15 protein-coding genes are annotated in these 15,156 nt (G+C 64.5%); 7 read left to right on the forward strand and 8 right to left on the reverse strand.

Annotated elements, in window-relative coordinates; genetic code table 11:
• Window positions 1-61: 61 nt before the first annotated feature.
• Window positions 62-1,255 (reverse strand): PLP-dependent transferase, encoded by a 1,194-nt coding sequence (locus tag VRZ08_RS07100; protein ID WP_414532101.1) that lies wholly within the window; start codon window positions 1,253-1,255, stop codon window positions 62-64.
• A gap of 273 nt (window positions 1,256-1,528) precedes the next feature.
• On the opposite strand from VRZ08_RS07100, the gene VRZ08_RS07105 reads away from it, so the two are divergent.
• Window positions 1,529-2,830 carry an O-acetylhomoserine aminocarboxypropyltransferase/cysteine synthase family protein gene (locus VRZ08_RS07105; protein WP_414532102.1) on the forward strand — a complete coding sequence of 434 codons (1,302 nt, stop codon included), beginning with the start codon at window positions 1,529-1,531 and terminating at the stop codon, window positions 2,828-2,830.
• A 164-nt stretch (window positions 2,831-2,994) separates the two neighbouring features.
• On the opposite strand, the gene VRZ08_RS07110 is transcribed toward VRZ08_RS07105, so the two are convergent.
• From VRZ08_RS07110 to VRZ08_RS07135, 6 genes are all read right to left on the reverse strand, one after another.
• On the reverse strand, window positions 2,995-3,483 hold the full coding sequence (locus VRZ08_RS07110) for an Lrp/AsnC family transcriptional regulator (RefSeq protein WP_107344275.1): 489 nt from the start codon (window positions 3,481-3,483) through the stop codon (window positions 2,995-2,997).
• Window positions 3,484-3,762: 279 nt separating this feature from the next.
• Window positions 3,763-4,260, reverse strand: coding sequence for a cupin domain-containing protein (locus VRZ08_RS07115; RefSeq protein WP_346297397.1), 498 nt, complete (start codon window positions 4,258-4,260; stop codon window positions 3,763-3,765).
• 42 nt (window positions 4,261-4,302) lie between these two features.
• Window positions 4,303-5,178, reverse strand: coding sequence for an AAA family ATPase (locus VRZ08_RS07120; RefSeq protein ID WP_346297398.1), 876 nt, complete (start codon window positions 5,176-5,178; stop codon window positions 4,303-4,305).
• 45 nt (window positions 5,179-5,223) lie between these two features.
• Window positions 5,224-6,147: a radical SAM protein gene (locus tag VRZ08_RS07125; RefSeq protein WP_414532103.1), complete on the reverse strand. Its 924-nt coding sequence runs from the start codon at window positions 6,145-6,147 to the stop codon at window positions 5,224-5,226.
• The gene (locus VRZ08_RS07130; RefSeq protein ID WP_107344279.1) at window positions 6,144-6,527 is read right to left on the reverse strand and encodes a NifB/NifX family molybdenum-iron cluster-binding protein; all 384 of its coding nucleotides are present in this window, start codon (window positions 6,525-6,527) and stop codon (window positions 6,144-6,146) included. The genes VRZ08_RS07125 and VRZ08_RS07130 overlap by 4 nt, the downstream gene beginning before the upstream one ends.
• 145 nt (window positions 6,528-6,672) lie before the next feature.
• Window positions 6,673-6,996 (reverse strand): hypothetical protein, encoded by a 324-nt coding sequence (locus VRZ08_RS07135; protein ID WP_414532104.1) that lies wholly within the window; start codon window positions 6,994-6,996, stop codon window positions 6,673-6,675.
• A 1-nt stretch (window position 6,997) separates the two neighbouring features.
• Here VRZ08_RS07135 and VRZ08_RS07140 point away from each other — a divergent pair, with 1 nt between their 5' ends.
• A complete protein-coding gene (locus VRZ08_RS07140; protein ID WP_107344280.1) occupies window positions 6,998-8,395 on the forward strand; it encodes a pyridoxal-phosphate dependent enzyme in 1,398 nt (465 codons plus the stop codon).
• A 1-nt stretch (window position 8,396) separates the two neighbouring features.
• Window positions 8,397-9,569, forward strand: a complete 1,173-nt coding sequence (locus VRZ08_RS07145; protein WP_164636995.1) for a trans-sulfuration enzyme family protein — start codon at window positions 8,397-8,399, stop codon at window positions 9,567-9,569.
• A 110-nt stretch (window positions 9,570-9,679) separates the two neighbouring features.
• Here the strand turns inward: VRZ08_RS07145 and VRZ08_RS07150 are convergent, their stop codons facing one another.
• Entirely contained in the window at window positions 9,680-10,726 is a 1,047-nt protein-coding gene (locus tag VRZ08_RS07150; RefSeq protein ID WP_414532105.1) for an isopenicillin N synthase family dioxygenase, read from the reverse strand.
• A 495-nt stretch (window positions 10,727-11,221) separates the two neighbouring features.
• On the opposite strand from VRZ08_RS07150, the gene VRZ08_RS07155 reads away from it, so the two are divergent.
• The 4 genes from VRZ08_RS07155 to VRZ08_RS07170 are packed head-to-tail and all read left to right on the forward strand — an operon-like array spanning window position 11,222 to window position 15,150.
• Window positions 11,222-12,004: a MetQ/NlpA family ABC transporter substrate-binding protein gene (locus VRZ08_RS07155; protein ID WP_414532106.1), complete on the forward strand. Its 783-nt coding sequence runs from the start codon at window positions 11,222-11,224 to the stop codon at window positions 12,002-12,004.
• 8 nt (window positions 12,005-12,012) lie between these two features.
• Window positions 12,013-13,146 (forward strand): methionine ABC transporter ATP-binding protein, encoded by a 1,134-nt coding sequence (locus tag VRZ08_RS07160; protein ID WP_319942057.1) that lies wholly within the window; start codon window positions 12,013-12,015, stop codon window positions 13,144-13,146.
• Window positions 13,100-13,801 (forward strand): methionine ABC transporter permease, encoded by a 702-nt coding sequence (locus VRZ08_RS07165; protein ID WP_011157914.1) that lies wholly within the window; start codon window positions 13,100-13,102, stop codon window positions 13,799-13,801. Before VRZ08_RS07160 ends, VRZ08_RS07165 begins: the two co-directional genes overlap by 47 nt.
• Before the next feature lie 35 nt (window positions 13,802-13,836).
• Window positions 13,837-15,150, forward strand: coding sequence for an O-acetylhomoserine aminocarboxypropyltransferase/cysteine synthase family protein (locus VRZ08_RS07170; RefSeq protein ID WP_107355453.1), 1,314 nt, complete (start codon window positions 13,837-13,839; stop codon window positions 15,148-15,150).
• The last annotated feature ends 6 nt before the right edge of the window (window positions 15,151-15,156 follow it).

Consider the following 15,156-nt stretch of genomic DNA (forward strand, 5'->3'; position numbering starts at 1 on the left):
GGCGCCGTGCGATGACGCTCGGCTACCAGCTTGCGGTATGCCCCGTCCGCCGCGGTCACGATCAGGCGTCAGCGAGCGCGGAGTCGAGATCAGCGAGGAGGTCCCCGGCGTGCTCGAGCCCGATCGACAATACGACGCGCGGCGAGGCCGCAGCCCGGTCGAGGATGGCGCTACGGACACCACCGTAGGTCGCGGCAGGATCAAACAGCGTCAATGCGTCGGTGAAGCGCGCCGCAGCGGTTGCGCTGGGCAGATCGAAGGCGATCAACGCAGCGCCGGTGGCGAGGCCGGACACCTTTGGATGCGCGCCCAGATAGGTCGCGACCTCGCGCGCACTGGCGGTCTGCCGACGCAGCCGCAGCGGCAACGTCTCGACACCTTGGATGATCTGGAACACCGCCAGTGGGTTGATCGCCGCGCCGAGATCGCGCAGCAGATGCGCCCGCGTCCGCGCCACGAACGGGCTGGCGTTCCATTTCTTCACCAGCTCGGTCCAGACCACGCCGTGATACGACGCATCTGGCTCGCTGAGGGTCGGCAGCCGGGTGGCATGAGCCTCCCAGGAAAACTGGCCGCCATCGATGATCAGGCCGCCTTGGGCACCATCGTGGCCGCCGAGATATTCGGCCGCCGAATAGATCACCAGCGCTGCGCCGTGCTCGAACGGCCTCAATGACAGCGGCAGTGCGGTATTGTCGACGATCAGCGGTACGCCGGCCTGCTGCGCCGCCTCCGCCGCGCCGGCGAGCGGGAAGGCACGGAGCTGCGGCACGCTGAGGCTTTCGACATAATACGCACGGGTACGTGCATCGGTCGCCGCGGCGAACGACTCCGCCGATCCCGTCTCGGCAGCGAAACGGACGTCGACCCCGAACTGGCGCAGCGATGCGACCAAACCGGCATTGCGTCCCGTCCCGATGTCGGGCGACAGCACGACGTTGTCGCCGCTGTGGGTGATGTTGAGCAGCGCGTACAGCGATGCGCTCTCGCCGGTGGCAAGCGCAAGGGCCCCGACGCCGCCTTCGAGCGCAGAGACACGGCGCTCCAGGAACTCGCGGGTGGGATTGACGGTGCGTGTATAGGTGTAGCCGATCTCTTCGAGCGCGAAGATACGGCGCGCGTGCTCGGTGTCCTGAAATTGGTACGAGGTGGTCAGATAGATCGGAGGCACCACCGCCCCGGTGACCGGATCGGCGCGGAACGAACCACCATGGACCGCGAGCGTTTCGAAGTTGGCGGCGTGTGGCTGGGTCATGACGGTGCGCTCCTCGGCGATAGAGGTGAAGAGAGGGAGTCGATCGGTGGAAGTCCAGCGACGGACATATCGTTCAGTGGCGCTGCTGCCGTTGCAAAGAGGCGTACGCAAGAGGCGGCGCTGCGTCGGCGCAATGCGGCGCGATATAGATGTGTCGCGACGCCTGAGACTTCCGACAACGGAATAGCAAGTGTGTTCGAACGCAGCTTGTTCACAGCACCTGCAGAGAATACGGTTAGCACATGAAGTCAAGTAATCGTGCTGGAAAGTGAAATGTTCGCGCAAGCCTCGACTCTCGATGATAATCATGCTGTTCAACCGCTGCATCCCAGCACATTCGTTCTCCGTGGCGCGCGTGGCCGTGCTGGTGTGAGTCGCCGTCCTTCGCCGCGCATCGACGAAAGTGCCGCCGCGCCGCTGCAGTTCGGCAATGAGAGGCTGGATGCGCGGTATCGGGCGGTGAGCCATCCGGTGCTGCGCGAGTTGGAGAGCAGGCTGGCCGCGTTCGAAGGTGGCGCTTCGGCTCTGGCGGTCGCGTCGGGGCAGGCGGCGTCGACGTTCTCGGTCCTGAACCTGGCGCAGGCGGGGGACAATTTCGTCACCTCCACCGGCCTTTATGGTGGCACCTGGATCTTGTTCGACAACACGTTGCGCGAGCTCGGCATCGAGGCACGGTTTGTCGATCCGTCTGACCCGGAGAACTTCCGACGCGCCACCGATGCGCGGACGCGGCTGTATTATGCGGAGACGCTACCCAACCCGAAGCTGGAGGTGTTTCCGATCCGCGAAGTGGCTGCGATCGGTCGTTCGCTCGGGGTGCCGCTGGTGATGGACAACACCGCCGTTCCCGGCGTGGTGCGCCCGCTCGATCATGGCGCGGCGATCGTGATGTACTCGACCACCAAATATATCGGCGGTCATGGCACCACGCTCGGCGGCGCGATCATCGACGGCGGCAACTTCCCCTGGCAGCAGCACGCCGAACGGTTTCCGCTGCTGACGGCGCCCGATGCGGCCGATCCGCAAGTCGTCTGGACTGATGTTGCTCGGCCGTTCGGCCCGATCGCGTTTTCGCTCCGCGCGCGGCTGAAGCTGCTCGGTGATCTCGGCGCCGGCATGGCGCCGCTCGCCGCGTCGCAGATCTTGCAGGGGCTGGAGACGCTTCCGATCCGGATGGAGCAGCACAACGCCAATGCGCTTGTTGTCGCCGACTATCTGAAGGACCATCCGAAAGTCGCGGCGGTGCATTTCCCTGGCCTGCAGAGCGGTGAGCTCCGCCGTCGCGCCGACGCGTCGATGCGGGGAGGGTACGGCGCGCTGATCGGGTTCGAATTGCGCGACGGGCAGGCGGCCGGCCAGCGCTTCATCGAGGCGCTGAAGCTGTTCTATCACGTCGCCAATATCGGTGACGCGCGGTCGCTGGCGATCCAGCCCTCCGCCACCACTCATTCGCAGCTCAGTGAGGAGGATCAGCTGGCGGCCGGCGTGACGCCGGGCTTCATCCGGCTATCGATCGGGATCGAGCATCCGGACGACATTCTGGCCGACCTGGCGCAGGCGCTGGACGCTGCATGATGCGGTCGTTCCAAGGGGCTGCCCTGGCGCCCCTTGGAACTCGGTCAACTTGATTGGGAGGCGGCGAAGCGTTCGGGGACTTCTGGATCGCCTTGCCGTTTTGCCCTTCGCAAGGCCGCGAACGACATTTGGCGGGGAGCGATACGTTCCAGTGTGGCTAGCCGTTATGGCGAGGCTTGCGGCGGCGGTGGGACCACCGGGAGCGCGGTGATCGCCTTGATCTTTTCCATCGCAAACCGCGAGGTGACGTTCTTCAGCTCGGCGGTTTTGATCAGCCGACGGTAGAACCGGTCGAACGACTTCATGTCGGCGACAACGACGCGCAGGACGTAGTCATAGTCACCAGCAAGCCGGTACACTTCGACCACTTCGGGCATACCGCGGAGCGTTGTGGCGAATGAGGCTTGCCATTCCTTGGTCTGTTCGCCGGCTTCGATGAAGACAAACACTGACAGCCCGAGCCCGATCTTTTCCTGATCAACCAGTGCGACGCGGCCGGTGATGACCCCGTCCATCTGCAGGCGCTGAATACGCTTCCAGCACGGAGTCGACGACAGCCCCACCTTGGAGGCGATGTCCGCGACCGAGTGGGTGGCGTTCTCCTGCAGCAGCCGGAGGATCTTGATATCGAGATGATCGAGAGGTCGTGACATACCGAACTGACGACGGAGTGATCCTGATCGAGGATGGTCTGCTCGCGCGCCGGGCGTGACGAACGGACGAATGCCGTCAGTGACGTGTTCGGCGGAACGAACTACTCCGCGATCTAAGGACGTTCTCCGATCGAACACAACATCCGCCAAACAGTTTGAAAGATGCTGCTGCGCTATTAGTTGGGTGGAGAACAAATCGCTCGCGGAGTGGCGTTCTCCGGAGCGATCGTTCTTGCCGGCGGCTGGTCGTCCCCGGCGGAAAGTCCGTCGCGTTCCGAGTCAGGCCGCTCGACCGGTGAACTCGGCCGACCAACCCTCGGCATCGCTGAGATAGCGCACGGCTTTGATACGGCGGGCGGCGGTGAGGCGGAAATTGTGCTCGAGGCCCGCCGGGACCACGATGAAATCGCCTGGCCCAACGTGAAGATCGGCGCGCTGCCCCTCGACAATGACGCCGAAGATGCCGGCCCCATCGAGGATGTGGCGGATCTCGTCGCCAGCGTGGCGATGCCAGTTTTCGAATTTGGTGGCGAGCTGCTCGTTATCCGGCCGCTCCGGATGCAGCACGATCAGGTCGCGCGAGGGAAACTCCGGGCGCGGCGGCAGTGCGTCAAGCACGGTCGCGGCCGCGGTGTCGTCGAGCAGCGGTCGCGCCAGTGTTTCCGCCAGCGCCGTCGGCACCGGGCGATGCTCCACCACGATGCGATGCGCGCGTGCGATTGTTTCGATCTCCGCGGCGGTCGCCTCGCGTCCGTCGGCGAACAGGAGAGTTGCCATCGTTGTCCTCTTCAAAGCTGCCAGGGGTGGAGTGAGGGTGCGTCAGGCGACCGCGCGGTCGCGCTCGGCTTCGGTGCGCTCCGCAGCGACCAGTCGATCCGCCCAGCTGCTCGACCATTCGCGAAGTTGCTGCGGATCGAGCGGCGTCGGCACCTTGGACTCGGTGTGCTCGGCGATGCGGCGCGCCAACTGGCGATAGATGTCGGCTTGCGCCGATTGCGGCGCCGCCTCGATGGTGGTGCGGCCGCTGAGTTCGGCCTGGGTGACGGTCAGTGAGCGTGGCACGTATTGCACGATTGGCGTCGCGGTGCGCGCAGCGAAATCGTCGATCACGTCGCGCTGGAAGTCGGTGTTGATCGAATTGGCGATGATGCCGCCGAGCAGAGCGCCGCCCGAGTTGGAGAACCGTTCGATGCCGCGGAACAGGTTGTTGGCGGCATAGACCGCCATGAAGTCGGACGACGACACCGTGAACACGTGTTCGGCGATGCCCTCGCGCACAGGCACGGCGAAGCCGCCGCACACCACGTCCCCCAGCACGTCGTAGATCACGTAATCGAGGTCGAGTTCTTCGAAGACTCGCTGCTGCTTCAAGAGTTCGACCGCGGTGATGATGCCGCGGCCGGCACAACCGACGCCGGGCTGCGGACCGCCGGCCTCGACGCAATAGATGCCGCCGAACCCTTGAAAGATCGCCTCGTAGGCATCGACGCGGCGGCGTTCCGCCAGCAGGTCGAGCACCGACGGGATGTAGGCGCCGCCGCGCAGCGTGTTGGTGGAGTCGGCCTTCGGGTCGGCGCCGAACTGCATCACCTTGTAACCTGCTTCAGCCAGGGCCGCGCTGATGTTGGAGGTGGTGGTGGACTTGCCGATCCCGCCTTTCCCGTAGATGGCGATTTGCTTCAGTTTGTTGGCCATGGTCGGCTCCTATCCAGAATTGTCCAATGAGTGTGGGGGACGGCGTCAGCCGTGCGAAAAGGTCGGCTCGGCAAGGAGATCGTCGCCGTAAAGCGCGGCGGCGTAATCGCTGAGCCCGAGTGCGCCGCAGGTGTCGGCGCGGCAGGGTTGGCAATCGTGGAACACGCGCAAATGACGCTCGGCGTCGGCGCGGGCGACGTAGCGCCGCATCAGGCTCGGGGCCGGCAGATTGGCGAAACGATGCTGCGGGATCAGCGGGATGATGTTGATCATCCGCGCGCCGGCGGCTGCGACCTCGGCTGCGATGTCCCCGATGTGATCCTCGTTGACGGTGGGGATCAGCACGGTATTCACCTTGATGGTGAGGCCGAGCGCGGCGGCAAGCGCGATGCCTTCGAGCTGGTTGCCGATCAGACGCTCGGCCGCGGCGCGGCCATCGAGGCGTCTTCGTTGCCACGCGATCTTGGGCGTGATCGTGGCCTGGATGTCGGGATCGACGGCGTTGACCGTCACCGTGAGGGTTTCGATCCCCACCGCGGCGATCTCCTCGATCCGTGATGGCAGCATCAGCCCGTTGGTCGAGAGGCACAGCGTCAGTTGCGGCCAACGGGCGCGAATTCGCACGAAAGTATCGAGCGCATGATCGGTTGCCAGCGGTTCGCCGGGGCCCGAGATCCCGACCACGGCAAGGGAGGGGCAGAGTTCGAGCGCGCGTTCGACCACTGCCTCGGCGTCCTCCGGGGACAACAGCCGCGTCGCGACGCCCGAGCGGTGATCGCGGTGGTCAAAGTCGCGTTTGCAGAACGAGCAGTCGATATTGCAACCGGGGCTGACCGGAAGGTGGAGCCGCTCCGCGGCGGCATGGCCTTCCGACGTGGTGCTGAAACATGGATGCCGGCCTTCCAGCGCCGGGAACGCAGGTGTCGCGTGCTGCAAAGCATCGGCATTTGCGTTCAACGATATCGTCATGCGGGGCAGCGCTCCCGCAGCAAACTGCTCTCCGCCAGTTCGCGCACCACGCTGTCGACGGTGTCATCGGTCTCGAACGCGAGGATGTTGAGTTCAGCAAGGCGATTGACACCGCATTCGCCGATCTTGGCGACCACGACCGCACGGCAGTCGGCTACGAGATCGACCGAGACGTCGAGCGGATCGCGCTGCTGCGCCGCACTGCGGTCGGCACCGCAGCCGGGGATGTTGCGGCGGGTCTCGAGCAACCGGGGAGTCGATGTCGAGACATCCCAGATCTGGAAGTCGGTCGCATAGCCGAAATGCTCGGTGACGCCGACACCGTTGCCGGTGGCAATTGCAACCTTGATCGGTTCGGACTCCGATGATGGCGATCCCATATGGCCCCACGCAGCTCATCAGCGTATATCCGCGCGCAATGCGGATGATCGATTACGTAGCTGATCGGCCGGAGCAATGGCTTTCGTTGTCGCTCGCCGAAGATGATACACGTTCTGTCGAAATCACCCGGCAATCAAATCGATGCTACGTCGCGTCGTGGCCGGTACGGCGTTGCCTCTGTGGCACGCGCTTGTTCCAGCTTGGTACGGCAGACTGATTCCGGAACGCGATCCATCGCGGATCGTTGCTGTCAGCAAGCGACGTGTCGCTGAGCAGCGGCAGAAGCAAGATCTCCGTCAGTGCGGCTACGCGATACAAATTTGCTGCCGATGCTGTGGTGGGGATCGCGTTCTTACTGAAATGTGTTGCCCATATTGACGCCGCAGAGTCGTGCGGCTCACTTTGATCTGCATCCGCGGCGGTGACGAAGTTCCCCAGCTGCAATCGCGGAAGATCGAGAGAATACATCGTGAGCCTGGCCCGTCTTGCCACACCCAAGGATCGCTCGCCCAAGGCGTTGATCGATCTGATTGGGAACACGCCCCTGGTGCAACTGACCCGGCTGGATGCCGGCCCGTGCCGGTTGTTCGCCAAACTCGAAGGCCAGAATCCAGGGGGGTCGATCAAGGATCGCCCGGCGCTGGCGATGATCGAGGCGTTCGAGCGCAGCGGCGAGCTGCGGCCGGGAGGGACCCTGGTCGAAGCCACCGCCGGCAACACCGGCCTCGGTCTGGCACTGATCGCCGCGCTCAAAGGCTATCGTCTGGTTCTGGTCATCCCGGACAAAATGAGCCGCGAAAAGGTTCTGCACCTGAAGGCGATGGGCGCCGAGGTGGTGATGACCCGCTCCGACGTCGGCAAGGGACACCCGGCTTACTATCAGGATCTCGCCGAGAAGATCACCGCGGAAACCCCGGGCGCGGTGTTCGTCAATCAGTTCGCCAATCCGGCCAATCCGCTGGCCCACGAATACGGCACGGCGCCGGAAATCTGGGAGCAGATGGATCGCCGCGTCGACGCGGTGGTGTGCGGCATCGGATCCGGTGGCACGCTGACCGGAATCGGGCGGTTCTTTCAGCGCGCCTCGCCGACGACCGAGATCATTCTGGCTGATCCGAAAGGCTCGGTGCTGGTCGACGTTGTCGAAGGGCGTGAGCCCGGCCCGGTCGGAAGCTGGCTGGTCGAAGGCATCGGCGAGGATTTCGTACCGAGCAATGCCGAGCTGAAGCTGGTGGCGCGTGGCTACACGGTCACCGATGCCGAATCCTTCCACGCCGCGCGTGAACTGCTGCGACGAGAGGGGATTCTCGCCGGCTCGTCGTCCGGCACGCTGCTGGCGGCTGCACTACGCTATTGCCGCGAGCAGACCAGGCCGAAGCGAGTGGTGACGCTGCTGCCGGACGGCGGCAACAAATATCTGTCGAAGATGTTCAACGACACCTGGATGGCCGATCAAGGCTTCGTTCCACGTCGGCACGACGGCGATCTGCGCGACCTGATCGTACGCCGCCACGACGAAGGCGCTTCGATCACGGTCGCTCCCGAGGATACGCTGAACTTCGCCTATTCGCGGATGAAGCTCTACGAGGTGTCGCAACTGCCGGTGCTGGTCGACGACCGCGTCGTCGGCATTATCGACGAGTCCGATCTGCTGATGGCGACGATCGGGGATCCGGCCAAATTCGCCGAGCCGGTGCATTCGGCGATGAGCAAGCGGGTCGAGACCGTCGAGGCGTCGGCACCATTCGAAAGCCTGATGCCGGTGTTCGACCGTGGTCACGTCGTCGTGGTCGTCGACGGCTCGCGCTTCCTCGGTCTGATCACCCGGATCGACCTGATCAACCATTTGCGTAGCAAGGTGCACTGATATGGATAAGACCACCAACCTGCGGCAGCGCGGGGCCAACACCCGTGCGGTGCACGGCGGCCAGCATTTCGATCCGTCCACCGGCGCGGTGACGACGCCGATCTACGCCACGTCGACCTTCGTTCAGTCGGCGCCGGGCGTGCACAAGGGCTACGAATACGCGCGCTCGCAGAACCCGACGCGCGCCGCGTTCGAGGCCGCGATCGCCGACGCCGAGCGCGGCCACGCCGGCTTCGCTTTTGCCTCGGGCCTTGCGGCCGAGGCGGCGCTGTTGGAAATCGCCGGGCAGGGCAGTCACATCGTCGCGTCGGACGATCTCTATGGCGGAAGCTGGCGGCTGTTCCATCGGGTGCGCAGCCATTCGGCCGGGCTGACCATCACCCATGTCGATCCGGCCAATCTCGATGCGCTGCGCGACGCCATCCAGCCGAACACCGCCTTCATCTGGATCGAGACGCCCAGCAATCCGACGCTGCGCTTGGCTGATCTGGAAGCGATCGCCGCGATCGGCCGCGAGCGCGGCGTCCTCACCGTGGTCGACAACACCTTCGCGTCGCCGGCGGTGCAGCGCCCGCTGGAGCACGGCATCGACATCGTGGTGCATTCGGTGACCAAGTACATCGGCGGCCATTCCGACATCGTTGGCGGTGCGATTGTCGTTCGCGATCCGGAGCTGGCGCAGAAGCTGCAGTTCCTGCAGAACGCCACCGGCGGCATCCTCGATCCGTTCTCCAGCTTCCTGGCGCTGCGCGGCATCAAGACGTTGCCGCTGCGAGTGCACCGCCACAGTTCGAATGCACTGGCGGTGGCGCGCTGGCTCGATGCCCATCCGAAGATCGAGCGGGTAGTCTATCCCGGGCTCAACAGCCATCCGCAGCACGCCCTCGCGGTGCGCCAGATGGACGGCGGCGGTGGCATGGTGGCCGCCTATCTGAAGGCCGACGAACAGCAGGTCGTCGACGTGCTGAGCCGCTTCAGGCTGTTCGCGTTAGCGGAGAGCCTGGGAGCCGTGGAGAGCCTTGTCGGGCAGCCGTGGACCATGAGCCACGGCTCGCTGCCGGAAGAAGATCGGCTCGCGCGCCAGATCACACCCAATCTGATCCGGCTGTCGATCGGCATCGAAGATGTCGAGGACCTGACCGACGATCTCGAGCAGGCGCTGTCCATCTTGTGACGGGCCCGCTGGACAGCGAGATCTGAGCAAAGCAAATCAGAGATGCCCGGCATGTGCCGGGCATCTCTGTTGTCATCGGCGATCCAGTGAGACGGAACGACTGTGGCGGCCTAATAGGCCGCCGCGAGGCCGGGCTTGATCGCATATTCCTCCAGCAGATCGGCATGGTGACGTTCGGCCACGTCCGGGTGCGAGCGCAGCCGGCCCTTGAGATAGTTGCGTCCGACGTCGCGGAACAACGGGTTCTGCGGATCCTGCGTGACGCCGCGGGCGTAGTCGGCGAGCTCCGGCGGCAGCGTCAGCACCGGCACGGTGGCGTCCAGCCGTGCGCCGAGGAAAAACGCGACCGATAGCCGGTCGGTGTCCGGCGGCGGAGATACCACCCGGTGCACATTGGCGCGTAGGGCACCGTTCGAGGCCAGCTCGAGGATCTCGCCGATATTGACGACGAACGATCCCGGCAGCGGCGGCGCATCGATCCAGCCGTCGGCGGTTTCAACCTGCAAGCCGGCCACGGTGTCCTGCAGCAGGATCGTGACGAAGCCGGAATCCTTGTGGGCGCCGACGCCCTGGTCGCTCTCGTCCGCTGCTCGCCCGGGATAGCGGATGATCTTGATCAGCTGGTTGGGCGAGGGCACGTAGATTGGCTCGAACACGTCTTCGGATTGTCCGAGCGCGGCCGCGAACACCCGCAGCACTTTGATCGCCAGCTCCGTCACCTCCTGCTGATACCGTAGCAGCAGCGGCTTCAACTCCGGCAGTGCATCGGGCCATTGGTTCGGTCCCTGCAGCCGGGTCCAGGCCGGCGCCGACCGGCTGAGCGGGAACGCCTCGCGTTCGGCCCCAACATCGAGCTGTTCGCGCCAATCCGGCTGGCCGCGGGTGAATTCCCGGCCGGCGCGGGTGTAGCCGCGGAAATGCGGCGAGTTGATCATCTCGATCGCGAGCTTGTCCGCCTCCGGAAGTGCAAAAAAGTTGCGCGAGGCAAACAGCACGTCGCGGATCAGCCGGTCAGAGATGCCGTGACCGACAAGGTAAAAGAATCCGGGACCGAAGGCGGCGTTGCGGACATCGCGGAGAAATTCCGCCCGCGCGGCGGTGTCGCTGCGAAACCGGCTGAGGTCGAGGACGGGAAGCTGTGAGGGCGAGGCTGTCATCGATTGGCTCCAACTATAGCGGCTGCTTCGAATGATGCGTGCGTGCCGACATGCTGTCGAGGCTTCGGCGAAAATAGCATCGGTCGTGCTGCCGATCAGTGTTGGTCCGTTGGGTTTATTTCCTCGCTGATGCGCTTCATAGTTGGTCCTACTTCCGAAAGCATCGGTGTTCTCGAAGCCGAGGCGGCGCGCATCGCCTGCGGGCCGATGTCGATCGTTGGCAGCTTAGTTGTGATCAAAATTACCGATTGGATGCCTGATGTCGAATCTCGCGTGGATTTCGAAGAAGCTTATCTGCAGAGTAGCTAATTTGGATGGCTTTACTACTGACGAAAATTGAAAACGCAGGGAGCGCCATCTAGCATCGGTGATGATCGACGGGACGCCGCAGTTGATGTTGGCGGCCACGTGATCGGTTGGGCTGACCTCGGTCGCGGGCATCGCCATGCCCGCAGACCTGCAGGCATCTTTGAAATTGGGAAGGGAATTATCTTGATGCGACCGCTCGTATTCTCCGTCATTCTCGCCGCCGCGATCGGGGCCGGAAATCCTGCCGGCGCCGAGACCATCCGCGTTGGCGTCACCAGCGGTCCGCATGCACAGATCACCGAGGCTCTGGTTCCGATCGCCAAGGCCAAGGGGCTCGACGTCAAGCTGGTGGAGTTCTCCGACGGTGCGCTGATCGATGTTGCCACCCATAATGGCGAGCTCGACGCTAACGCCTTCCAGCATACGCCCTATCTCGATCAGCAAAACCGCGACCGCGGGCTCGACATCGTCTCGGTCGGCCGCACTATCCTGCTGCCGATGGCCGGCTATTCCCGCAAGCATAAGTCGCTGGCGGATCTGCCGGTCGGCGCCAAGATCTCGATTCCGAACGATCCCACCAATGGCGGGCGGGCGCTCAAGTTGCTGGAGGCGGGCGGCGTGATCAAGCTCGCGCCGGGCAGCAATTTCAGCGCGACCGAACTCGACATCGTCGACAATCCGAAGAAGGTGAAGATTCTGGCGATGGAAACCGCGCAGCTGCCGCGGTCGCTCGAAGACGTCGACTTTTCGGTCATCACCTCGTTCTTCGCCCTGAGTGCGGGTCTTGTTCCCAATCGGGATTCACTGCTGATTGAAAGCCAGCAGTCCGATTACGTCTGCCTGATCGGGGTCGCTCGCAAGGATGCGGACAAGCCTTGGGTCAAGACCTTGGTCGAGAGCTATCAGTCGCCCGAGGTAAAGCAATTCATCGCGACGAAATTCAACGGCAATATCCTGGCGGCGTGGTGACCGATCGGATGAACGCGCTCCCGCCACCATCCGAATTTCACCTCGTCGCCGGCGGAGCCGACGCCTCCCGGGATGCGGTGATCCGGATCGAGCATCTCAGCAAGACATTTTCGGATGCCGCCGGACCGGTGCTCGACGACGTCTCGCTCACGATCCGTCGCGGCGAAATCCACGGCATCATCGGCAGGTCGGGAGCTGGCAAAAGCACGCTGGTCCGCTGCATCAATCTGCTGGAGCGGCCGACCGCAGGGCGGGTGATCGTCTCGGGCCGAGAGATCACCAGCCTGCGCGGCCGTGCTCTGCGCAATGCGCGACGTGATATCGGCATGATCTTCCAGCACTTCAACGTGCTGTCGTCGCACACCGTCGCCGGCAACGTCGCGCTGCCGTTCAAGGTGGCGGGGCTGCCGCGCGCGGAGATTGCGCGGCGGATTCCGCCGTTGCTTGATCTTGTCGGGCTCGCACATAAGGCTGACGCCTATCCGTCTGAATTGTCAGGCGGTCAGAAACAGCGAGTCGGAATTGCCCGGGCGCTTGCGCTCGATCCGTCGGTGCTGCTGTGCGACGAAGCAACCTCGGCGCTCGATCCAGAGACCACCGACCAAATCTTGGCGCTGCTGCGCGACATCAATCGCAAGCTCGGCCTCACCATCGTGCTGATCACCCACGAGATGCACGTGGTGCGTGACATCGCCACCCGCGTGGCGGTGCTCGATCATGGCCGGGTGGTGGAGGAGGGCGCGACATTCGACGTGCTGGCGTTTCCGAAATCAGCGGTGGCGCGGTCGTTCCTGTCCGGCCTCGTGGCGCACGAATTGCCGCCGCCGGTGGCGGCGCAGCTCCTGCCGGAGGCCGTGCCCGGCAGCGATCCGGTGCTGCGCATCGTGTTCACTGGCACTGCGGCGCACGACCCGATCGTTGCTGATCTCGTGTCGGTGTTCGGCATCCAGCCCAATATTCTGCACGGGCGGATTGATTATGTCGGCGACCGGCCGCTCGGCGTGCTGACGCTGGTGGCGGGCGGGGCCGGCGACAAGCTGCCCGCCGTGCTGTCGCATCTTTCCTCCCTCGGATTAGTCGTGGAAGTCATCGGTCATGCCGTTCGATCTGCTGTCGCCCGCCGTCACAGCGCTGCTCGTTGAGTCGCTTAAACAGACCGCCTACATGGTCTCGGTCGCGGCCGTGGTTTCGACTGCGCTCGGCCTGCCGCTTGGCGTCCTGCTTGTGGTGACGTCGCCGGGCCACATTCTGCCGCTGCCGATCTTCAATCGGGTGCTCGGCACGGTGGTCAACCTGGTCCGGTCGACGCCCTTCATCATTCTGATGGTAGCGATCATCCCGTTCACGCGCTTCGTCGCCGGCAGCTCGGTCGGCACCAGTGCCGCGATCGTTCCGCTCACTGTGGCGATCACGCCGCTGTTCGCGCGGCTTGCCGAGACCGCGATGCGTGAGGTCGATCGGGGGCTGATTGAAGCAGCCGAGGCGATCGGCGCCTCGCCGCTGCAGATCATCGTGCGCGTGATTATCCCGGAAGCACTGCCGAGCATCGTCGCCGGGCAGACCGTCGCGCTGGTCAGCCTGATCGGCTACTCGGCGATGGCGGGCACCGTCGGCGGCGGTGGCCTCGGCGACCTCGGCGTGCGGTTCGGCTATCAGCGCTTCATGCCCGAGGTGATGGCTGCGGTCGTGATCGTGCTCGTCGCCATCGTGCAGTCCGTCCAGTTGCTCGGCGACGCGGCTGCGCGCGCCGTCAATCACCGCATCGCCCGCGGCAAGCGATCGGCATCCCGCGCTTAATTTCAGGCCGTAGCTCTATTTCGAAGGAAGACCTCATGTCGCTGCAAACTGTGCAACCACTTCTTCCTGGCAATATCGATACGCTCGCTCTCCACGGCGGCTCGTTTCGCGCCGATCCTGCCACCGGCGCCACGCAGGTGCCGATCTATCAGAGCACCTCGTTCGATTTGCAGACCACCGAACGCGCCGACCGGCTGGTCAATTTCGAGGAGTTCGGGTTTGTCTATTCGCGGATCGGCAACCCGACCGCGCATGTGCTGGAGGAGAGGCTGGCCGCAATCGAGGGTGGCGCGGCCGCGCTGGCGCTGGCTTCGGGGCAGGCGGCGGTCGCGCTGTCGGTGCTGACGCTGGTGCAGGCCGGCGACAACATCGTCACCGGTACGGATCTCTACGGCGGCACCTGGAATTTCTTCGCCAACCGGCTGAAGCAGTTCGGCATCGAGGCGCGCTTCGTCGATCCGTCCGATCCGGAGGCTTTCCGCGCAGCGACCGACGATCGCACCCGGCTGTATTTCGGCGAGACGCTGCCGAACCCGAAGCTCAACGTGTTTCCGATCCGCGAAGTCGCCGACATCGGCCGCAGCTTCGGCATTCCACTGATCATCGACAACACCGCGGCGCCGCTGCTGGCGCGGCCGATCGAGCATGGCGCGGCGATCGTGGTACATTCGGCCACCAAATACATCGGCGGGCACGGCACCACGATCGGCGGCGTCATCATCGATAGCGGCCAGTTCCCGTGGGAGGAGTTCGCCGACCGCCACCGCCTGATCACAGGCCCCGATCCCTCCTACAACGGCCGCAACTGGCCGGACATCGCCCGGCCGTTCGGTCCGGTTGCCTATGCGTTTGCGGCGCGCGCCGGCCTGTTGCGCGACCTCGGCCCGGCATTGTCGCCGCAGAACGCGTTTCAGTTGATTCAGGGCGTTGAGACGCTGCCGCTGCGGATCCGCCAGCAGACTGCCAATGCGGCGCGGATCGCGGACTATCTGGCGCAGAATCCCAAGGTCGCGAACGTGATCTATCCCGGCCTGCAGAGCGGCGAGGCGCGGCGCCGCGCCGACACCTATCTGAAAGGCGGCTACGGCGCGCTGGTCGGCTTCGAACTTCCGGGCGGCTTCACGGCGGGCCGACGCTTCATCGACTCGCTGAAGCTGTTGTTTCACGTCGCCAATATCGGCGACGCCCATAGTCTGGCGATCCACCCGTCGTCGACGACGCATGCCCAGCTCGCGCCGGACAAGCAGCTCGCCGCCGGTGTCACGCCGGGCTACGTGCGGCTTTCGATCGGTATCGAAAGCGTCGACGACATCATCGCCGACATCGCCCAGGCGCTCGACGCCACCTGAATTTGC

This window comes from Rhodopseudomonas sp. G2_2311 (genome assembly GCF_047501505.1).
Lineage (GTDB): Bacteria > Pseudomonadota > Alphaproteobacteria > Rhizobiales > Xanthobacteraceae > Rhodopseudomonas > Rhodopseudomonas palustris_H.

What these genes read in the sequence shown, in the direction of transcription:
- VRZ08_RS07100 (WP_414532101.1), bottom strand. Translation starts at nt 1,255, where the DNA reads ATGACCCAGCCACACGCCGCCAACTTCGAAACGCTCGCGGTCCATGGT.
- VRZ08_RS07105 (WP_414532102.1), top strand. Translation starts at nt 1,529, where the DNA reads ATGTTCGCGCAAGCCTCGACTCTCGATGATAATCATGCTGTTCAACCG.
- VRZ08_RS07110 (WP_107344275.1), bottom strand. Translation starts at nt 3,483, where the DNA reads ATGTCACGACCTCTCGATCATCTCGATATCAAGATCCTCCGGCTGCTG.
- VRZ08_RS07115 (WP_346297397.1), bottom strand. Translation starts at nt 4,260, where the DNA reads ATGGCAACTCTCCTGTTCGCCGACGGACGCGAGGCGACCGCCGCGGAG.
- VRZ08_RS07120 (WP_346297398.1), bottom strand. Translation starts at nt 5,178, where the DNA reads ATGGCCAACAAACTGAAGCAAATCGCCATCTACGGGAAAGGCGGGATC.
- VRZ08_RS07125 (WP_414532103.1), bottom strand. Translation starts at nt 6,147, where the DNA reads ATGACGATATCGTTGAACGCAAATGCCGATGCTTTGCAGCACGCGACA.
- VRZ08_RS07130 (WP_107344279.1), bottom strand. Translation starts at nt 6,527, where the DNA reads ATGGGATCGCCATCATCGGAGTCCGAACCGATCAAGGTTGCAATTGCC.
- VRZ08_RS07135 (WP_414532104.1), bottom strand. Translation starts at nt 6,996, where the DNA reads ATGTATTCTCTCGATCTTCCGCGATTGCAGCTGGGGAACTTCGTCACC.
- VRZ08_RS07145 (WP_164636995.1), top strand. Translation starts at nt 8,397, where the DNA reads ATGGATAAGACCACCAACCTGCGGCAGCGCGGGGCCAACACCCGTGCG.
- VRZ08_RS07150 (WP_414532105.1), bottom strand. Translation starts at nt 10,726, where the DNA reads ATGACAGCCTCGCCCTCACAGCTTCCCGTCCTCGACCTCAGCCGGTTT.
- VRZ08_RS07155 (WP_414532106.1), top strand. Translation starts at nt 11,222, where the DNA reads ATGCGACCGCTCGTATTCTCCGTCATTCTCGCCGCCGCGATCGGGGCC.
- VRZ08_RS07160 (WP_319942057.1), top strand. Translation starts at nt 12,013, where the DNA reads ATGAACGCGCTCCCGCCACCATCCGAATTTCACCTCGTCGCCGGCGGA.
- VRZ08_RS07165 (WP_011157914.1), top strand. Translation starts at nt 13,100, where the DNA reads ATGCCGTTCGATCTGCTGTCGCCCGCCGTCACAGCGCTGCTCGTTGAG.
- VRZ08_RS07170 (WP_107355453.1), top strand. Translation starts at nt 13,837, where the DNA reads ATGTCGCTGCAAACTGTGCAACCACTTCTTCCTGGCAATATCGATACG.